Annotated in this window: 6 protein-coding genes and 1 pseudogene; 3 read left to right on the top strand and 4 right to left on the bottom strand. The window is 70.2% G+C overall.

The genetic code is table 11. The features are described 5' to 3' along the window. Positions 1–689: 689 nt before the first annotated feature. The 4 genes from G3I65_RS24150 to G3I65_RS24135 all read right to left on the bottom strand — a co-directional run bounded on the left by G3I65_RS24150 (position 690) and on the right by G3I65_RS24135 (position 4,738). Positions 690–1,571 (bottom strand): 3-methyladenine DNA glycosylase, encoded by an 882-nt coding sequence (locus G3I65_RS24150; protein ID WP_160698126.1) that lies wholly within the window; start codon positions 1,569–1,571, stop codon positions 690–692. Further along, a complete protein-coding gene (locus G3I65_RS24145) occupies positions 1,568–2,611 on the bottom strand; it encodes a hemolysin family protein (RefSeq protein WP_160698125.1) in 1,044 nt (347 codons plus the stop codon). Before G3I65_RS24145 ends, G3I65_RS24150 begins: the two co-directional genes overlap by 4 nt. Then, entirely contained in the window at positions 2,608–3,954 is a 1,347-nt protein-coding gene (locus G3I65_RS24140; protein WP_160698124.1) for a hemolysin family protein, read from the bottom strand. Before G3I65_RS24140 ends, G3I65_RS24145 begins: the two co-directional genes overlap by 4 nt. Before the next feature lie 202 nt (positions 3,955–4,156). Next, positions 4,157–4,738 carry a TetR/AcrR family transcriptional regulator gene (locus tag G3I65_RS24135; RefSeq protein WP_160698123.1) on the bottom strand — a complete coding sequence of 194 codons (582 nt, stop codon included), beginning with the start codon at positions 4,736–4,738 and terminating at the stop codon, positions 4,157–4,159. Positions 4,739–4,924: 186 nt separating this feature from the next. On the opposite strand from G3I65_RS24135, the gene G3I65_RS24130 reads away from it, so the two are divergent. From G3I65_RS24130 to G3I65_RS24120, 3 genes and pseudogenes are all read left to right on the top strand, one after another. Beyond that, on the top strand, positions 4,925–5,323 hold the full coding sequence (locus G3I65_RS24130; protein ID WP_160698122.1) for a hypothetical protein: 399 nt from the start codon (positions 4,925–4,927) through the stop codon (positions 5,321–5,323). 25 nt (positions 5,324–5,348) lie between these two features. After that, the gene (locus tag G3I65_RS24125; protein WP_239071409.1) at positions 5,349–5,987 is read left to right on the top strand and encodes a DUF3558 domain-containing protein; all 639 of its coding nucleotides are present in this window, start codon (positions 5,349–5,351) and stop codon (positions 5,985–5,987) included. Positions 5,988–5,990: 3 nt separating this feature from the next. Continuing rightward, positions 5,991–6,798 (top strand): annotated as a pseudogene (locus G3I65_RS24120) (hypothetical protein); the annotation flags it as partial.

Here is a 6,798-nt window from a genome sequence, read left to right as displayed (position 1 = left end):
GCCGGGGAGACGCCGCTGGCCGGGCCGGGCCCGGCGGCCGGGTAGGCGCCGGAGGTCTCGCCCCGGCCGGCGACGGGATACGAACCCGAAGCTTCAACGCGACGGGTGACCGGGTAGGAGCCGGAGGTCTCGCCTCGCCCGGCCACGGGATACGAACCGGAAGCCTCGCCGCGGCCCGCGACCGGGTACAAGCCCGATGCCTCACCGCGGCCGGCGACGGGATAGGAGCCGGAGGCATCGCCGCGCCCGGCGACCGGATACGAGCCAGAAGCCTCGCCACGCCCGACGACCGGGTACGAACCAGATCGCTCACCACGCCCGGCGGCCGGGTACGAACCAGAAGCTTCACCGCGGCCCACCACGGGGTACGAGCCGGAAGCTTCACCGCGGCCGGGAGCCCGCGACGTACCGGTGGGGCGCCCCGCGATCCCGAACGCCTCCGAGATGGAGCTGCGCTTCGGCGTCCGGAAAGCGCCCGAAGCCTCGCTGCGGCCCTCGGCCGGGTGTGAACCGGACGAAGTGCGGTCGTGAGGGTGCGGCACCGGCTCCTCGTCCCGGTAGTGTCGCCCCATCGTCATCCTTTCGGCGGTGAGCGCATGCCAAGCACGCGCTGCGATGCAACCAAACCGTTATCACCCTAACAGGTGAGTATCGGCGAGAGAATAATCTGACTCACAGTTGCGCGTGCTTCAGGGGGTTCCCCTGACCAGGCGATGGCAATGCGCAATCAGGCGATGACGGACCGGTGCCGCCCGGCGGGCGAACGAGGCCTGGGCGCGAGCGTATTCGGCCCTTCCCTCCGCTGTCTCGATCCGCACCGGCGGGTAGCCGAGCGCGGCCAGGTCGTACGGGCTCGCCCGCATGTCGAGCTCGCGGATCTCCACCGCCAGCTCGAAGCAGTCCGCCACCAGTTCGGCCGGCACGAACGGGTCGAGCTTGTACGCCCACTTGAACAGATCCATGTTGGCGTGCAGGCACCCGGGCTGCTCCAGGGAGATCTGCGTCTCCCTCGACGGCGTCAGCTCGTTGCGCGGCCGCGCGGGGCCGGTGAAGAAGCGGAACGCGTCGAAGTGCCTGCAGCGGATGTCCAGCGACTCCACGACGGCGTCGGTGCCCGCCGAACCCAGCCGCAGCGGCACCTGGTCGTGCCGCACCGAGTCGGCAGGCTCGCGGTACACCATCGCCCACTCGTGCAGCCCGAAGCAGCTCAGCCGCGGCGCGCGGGACGCCGTCGCGGTCAGCAGGGCCAGGACGAACTCCGCCGTCCGGGCCTTGCCCGGCGTGAAGCCCGCCGGATCCAGCACGACGCCGTCGGCCGTCTCGACGTAACCCTTGCGGTCGAGGAAGCGCCGCGCCGCGGGCCCGGCGAGCGCGACGCCGGGCCCCGGCTGCCACCGCTGCAGGTGGGACGGCCGGTACGAGTAGTACGTGAACAGGAAGTCCAGCACCGGGTGCTTCTCGCCGCGCGAACGGCGCTCCTGGTGCGGAACGGTCCACCGCCGCATCCGCTCGGCGTGCGCCGCCTCCCGGGCCAGCCAGTCCGGTTCGGCGAGCACTTCGACCGCGGTCATGCGCCCACGTGCGTGCCGTCGCGGACCGTGCCGACGTACTCCTCCACGAGGTCCTCGAGCGCGACGACGCCGACGGCGTTGCCGCCGGTGTCGAGGGCCCGCGCCAGGTGGCTGCCTTCCTTGCGCATCGCCGAAAGGGCGACGTCGAGGCGGGCGTCGGCGCGCAGCTCGGTGAGCGGGCGGGTCTTGCCGGGCGGCACGAGCGTCGCCGGGTCCTGCCCGGCCAGGTCGAGGACGTCCTTGACGTGGATGTAGCCGGTCAGGCGCCCGTCGTCGGTGCAGACCGGGAACCGCGAGAAGCCGGTCGAGGACACCGCCAGCTCGACGTCGCCGAGCGTCGGCCCGCACGGCAGCGTCGTCAGCTCGGCGGTGGGCACCAGCACGTCCGCGACGGTCTTCTGCACCGATGACAGCGTCTGCGCGAGCCGCCGGTGTTCGGACTGGTCGAGCAGCCCTTCCCGGCGCGACTCGCTGAGCAGCTCGGCCAGCTCGTCGGAGGTGTAGGCGGTCTCCAGCTCGTCCTTCGGCTCGACCTTCACCGCGCGCAGCAGCGAGTTCGCGACGAAGTTCAGCAGCCAGATGAACGGGTTAGCCACCTTCACCCAGGCGACGTGCACCGGGACCAGCCACAGCGCGAGCCGCTCGGGCTCGGCGATGGCGAGGTTCTTCGGCACCATCTCGCCGATCAGCACGTGCAGCACCGTGATGAACGCCAGCGCGATGGCGAACGAGACCGCGTGCAGCAGCGCCTCGGGCAGGCCGAGCAGGTCGAAGAACGCCGACAGCCGGTGCGCGATCGCTGGCTCGCCGAGGCGGCCGAGCAGCAGCGAGCAGATGGTGATGCCCAGCTGCGCGCCGGCGAGCATCAGCGAGACGTGCTTGCTCGCGTTGATGACGATCTTCGCGCGCGTCTTGCCCTGCTCCAGAAGCGCTTCGAGCCTGTCCCGCCGGGAGGAGATCAACGTGAACTCCGCGCCGACGAAGAAGGCGTTGGCCAGCAGCAGGACCACGACGAGGGCGATGTTCAGCCAGTCGCTCACGAGACCACCTCGGCTACCGGGGCTTCGGCGGGAACGCGGACCGGGGCCACTTCGACCTCGGCGATCCGGCGCTTGTCCATGGTGGTGACGGTGAGCCGCCAGCCGTCGACGTCCGCGGCGTCACCCTCGGCGGGGATCTTGCCCAGCCGCTCGAGGATCAGCCCGGCGATGGTTTCGTAGTCGCCGTCCGGCATCCGGAACCCGGTGACGTCGGTGACCTCGTCCGGGCGCAGCTGCCCGGACACCAGCCAGCTGTCGCTGCCGACCTGCTGCGACGCCGGTGCCTCGCGGTCGTCGTGCTCGTCGCGGACGTCGCCGATGATCTCCTCGACGACGTCCTCCAGGGTGACCAGCCCGGCCGTGCCGCCGTACTCGTCGACGACGATCGCCAGCTGGAAGCGGGAGTCGCGCAGGCGGTTGAGCAGGTCGTCGCCGGGCAGGGACTCGGGCACGGTCGGCACCGGCCGCATCACCGAGCCGATCGGCACGGCCGCCCGGTCCGCGGCCGAGACGGCGAAGGCCTGCTTGACGTGCACGGCGCCGCGGACGTCGTCGAGGTCCTCGGCGTGCACCGGGAACCGCGAGAAGCCGGTGCGGCGCGAGAGCTCGATGAGGTCTTCGACGGTGTCGTCGACGCCGAGCGATTCGAGCTGCACGCGGGGCGTCATGAGCTCCTCCGCGGTGCGCTCGCCGAACCGCAGCGAGCGGTCCAGCAGCTCCGCGGTGTTCGTGTCGAGCGTGCCGCTCTCGGCGCTGGACCGCACGATCGAGCCCAGCTCCTGCGGCGAGCGCGCGGACCGCAGCTCTTCCTGCGGTTCGACGCCGAACTTGCGGACCAGGAAGTTCGCGCTGTTGTTCATCAGCGTGATGAGCCAGCGGAACAGCGCCGAGAACCGCGAGTGGTAGCCGGCGACCGCGCGCGCAGTCGGCAGCGGCCGGGCGATCGCGAGGTTCTTCGGCACCATCTCGCCGAGGATCATCGACAGCGACGTGGCCAGGACCAGTGCGAGCACGATCGACGCGCCCGCGGCGAACGCCTCCGGGAGCCCCACCGCGGTGAGCAGTGGCCGGACGAGCTCGCCGATCAGCGGCTCGGCCAGGTAACCGGTGATCAGCGTGGTGAGCGTGATGGCGACCTGGGCGCCGGAGAGCTGGAACGAGAGCGTCCGGTGTGCCTTTTGGACGGTCAGGGCCCGGCGGTCACCGACCTGGCGCACGTTGGCGTCGACGGTGCTGCGCTCCAGCGCGGTCAGCGAGAACTCGGCCGCGACGGCGAGCCCGGTGCCGACGGTCAGCAGCACGAAGAGGAGGACGCCGAGCACGGCGAAGAGGATCTGGATCATCCCGCACCCGCCAGGCCGGCGGCGGGGGGAGAACCTATCGGACAGCCGGGTCGGTCACCCGGCCCGGTACTGTCACCGGGTGACTGCGCTGCGCGCACGAAACGGTCACTCCTAGCAAGAAATCGGTGTGTACTGCGGTTATGCGGACAATCTTAACGTGTCCTTCGCGGTCACCGCTGGGGATATCGGTGTGTCTGACAGCTCAGGCCGTCGTCTGGCGGTGCCGCCGCACGGACTCCTCCACGAGGTCGAGCACCGGCCCCAGCCCGGCGGCGGGCAGGCCCATGGCCAGGTGCGACACGAGCCCCTCGAGGACGAGCTCAAGGAACGCGGTCAGGACGTCGACGTCGACGTCGTCGCGCAGGTTCCCGGCGTCGCGCTGGCGCAGCAGCCGCAGCCGGGTGGCGGTGGTGAGCTGCTCGGAGCGCTCGGCCCAGCGGCCCCGGAACTCGGGATCGGTCCGCAGCCGCCGGCTCACCTCGAGCCGCGTCCCGAGCCAGTCGGCCGGGTGGTCGCCCCCGGCGAGCAGGTCGCGCATCACCTGCACCAGCCCCTGCTCGGCGACGACGTCCGCCATCCGCACGGCGTCGTCCTCGGCGAGGGCGAGGAAGAGCGACTCCTTGTCGCGGAAGTGGTGGAAGATGGCCCCGCGCGACAGCCCGGTGGCTTCCTCCAGGCGCCGGACTGTGGCACCTTCGTAGCCGTAGCGCGCGAAGCAGACGCGCGAGCCGTCGAGGATCTGGCGCCGGCGTGCGTCGAGGTGATCCTGGCTTACGCGTGGCATCCTGAAATCCTGACACCGGGGACCGGAGTTTCGCAATCCGTACGTACGTACTGTGACCCGGAGTGCCCGGGAACCGGATCCTCACCCTCATCGTCTGAACGTTGCGGCGATTCGCTGACACGGAGTGAGACGGTTGGCTAGTCTTTGCCACATCACGGTGGGTGAACTGAGGGGAAGGTGCTGGTCGTGATCATCGGCGAAGCCGGACAGGCGGCGAGGGCTCTCTGGGGTGACGTCTTCGACACGCCCGGCCGCGTGTACGGCGGCGGGGGCGGCGGTGGCGGTCAGTTCAAGATGGACCCCGAAGAGCTGAAGGCGTTGATCGGCCAGTGGGAAGACGTCTTGGACAAGATCGTCGACGACGGCCGGAAGATCCGTGAAATCGCGTACGCGAGCGGGATCGCACCCGGCAAGGACCCGTCCAGCGGAAGCTACGCCTCGACCACTTCGGACTCCGTTCTCGCGCTGCTCAGGCAGAACGATTCCATGCGCAAGTACGCGCAGGAGTACGTCAAGAAGCTCAAGGAAGCCCAGTCGAAGACCGTGGTGACCGACCAGGACCTGTCCGACACTTTCAAGGCATAGGCGACCGAACTTGTTCCGTAGCAAAATGGGTGCCCTGGTCGTTCTCGCGGCCGTCGTGACGGGGACCGTGACCGCCTGCACCACGACCACCGGTGGCACGGCGTCGCCGTCGCCGAGCGGCTCCTCACCGACCGACTCCTCGCCCACCGGCGCGTCGTCGGCGAACCCTGACGTACCGAAAGTCGCCGTGCCGCTGGACGCGAGCAAGTACGTCGCCGATACGTGCGGGATCGTCCCGAAGGACGTGCTGGCTACGCTGCGGTACACGGACGCGGGCGAATTCCGGGCGAAGGGTGACACGCCCTTCACCAAGGCGGGGCCGTCGTGCTTGTGGAAGCTGCACGGTGAAGGGATCGGGCTGTCGGTGTCGCTGGGCACCGGAAGCCGCGCCGAGGGGGCGGGCGGACTGGCGGGCATCTACGCCGGTTACGAACAGAAGACTTACATCAGGTTCCTCGAGCGTGCTCCGGACGTCGAGGGTTACCCGGCCGTCTACTGGGGTCTCGAGGACGAACGGCCGATGGGGTCCTGCGGCATCGGCGTGGGCATCGCGGACGACCTCACGTTCGACGTGTACGCGCAGGGGTACCAGGGGCCGGACGATTCCTGCGCCGCGGCCACGCAGGTGGCGGCGAGCATCATCAAGACACTCAAGGGGGCGTGACGAGTGGACGGCAAGCAGATCTACGACAACTTCAGACAGGGCGACACGTCGGGATTGCAGCAGATGGCCGAGTCCGTGGCGCAGCTCTCCGACGCTTACGCAGAGCGCGGCGCGAGCATCAAGGCATTGCAAGCCAGGATGGTGAACGCGTGGACCGGTGACGCGGCCGACGCCGCGAACGCGGGCGCCGGCCCGATGGAGCGCGCCTTCCACGACAGTGCCGAGCCGCTCGACGCGACCCGTGCCTCGGTGGACACCCAGGCGGCTGTGTTCCAAGAGTCGAACAACTCCGTCGTCGAGATCCCGCCGAAGCCCGACAAGCCCAACCCCTGGACCACCGGCCTCAAAGCCGCCATCCCCATCGCCGGGCCCTTCATGGCCAAGGACGACATCGACAGCTACCAGTCCGGGATGGCCAAGTACAACGCGGCCAACGAGACCAACGTCCGCGTGATGGACCAGTACAGCGACGTCACCAGCAGCACCCGGTCGATCCTGCCCACCGACTACGGCGTCCTCGAGTCCGACGGCGCCGCCATCGCGGTCAACACGCCGACCGGGCCCGGGAGGATCGTCGAGCCGACCGACAAGAACCGGTGGTACCCCGAGGACGGGGGCGGGGATCCCGGTAGCGGCGACCACACCACGACCTCCAGCGTCGACCCCAGCCACACGGGCGGACCCGATCAGCCCGGCGGCACCGACCGTCCCGGGGGTACCGACCGCCCGGGCGGGACCGACCGGCCCGGGGGCACGGACCGGCCCGGCGGGACCGACCGTCCGGGCGGCACCGACCGCCCCGGCGACGAGA

It is taken from the genome of Amycolatopsis sp. SID8362 (assembly GCF_010550475.1).
Classification (GTDB): Bacteria; Actinomycetota; Actinomycetes; order Mycobacteriales; family Pseudonocardiaceae; genus Amycolatopsis; species Amycolatopsis eburnea.
Note: the sequence above shows the minus strand (reverse complement) of the source record. Positions and strands in the feature narration are given on the sequence as shown.